Below are 246 nucleotides of genomic sequence, written 5' to 3'. Positions count from 1 at the left end.
GTCGGCTGGTTGTTGTCGGTGATGCCGTCGCTGTGGCTGCTGCCAGTATCCGACGCCACGCTCAGCCCCAGACCAGTCGGCGCATTGGGCGCGGTAGTGTCGATGGTGATGGTGTAGCCGCTGGACTGCGCGCTGATGTTGCCTGCCGCGTCGGTCGCCGTCGCCCGGATGCTGTGGTTGCCGTCGGCCAGGCTGCTCGCCAGGTTGTAGCTCCACGCCCCGCTGCCGTTCGCCGTCGCCGTGCCC

The 246-nt window shown here is 69.1% G+C and carries 1 protein-coding gene; it reads right to left on the bottom strand.

The features are described 5' to 3' along the window. Positions 1 to 246 (bottom strand): Ig-like domain-containing protein (locus tag MY55_RS22360; RefSeq protein WP_157889419.1); only part of this gene is annotated, 246 nt, incomplete at both ends.

The organism is Chromobacterium subtsugae (assembly GCF_001676875.1).
Classification (GTDB): Bacteria; Pseudomonadota; Gammaproteobacteria; order Burkholderiales; family Chromobacteriaceae; genus Chromobacterium; species Chromobacterium subtsugae.
This window is presented reverse-complemented; position numbering and strand designations above follow the sequence as displayed.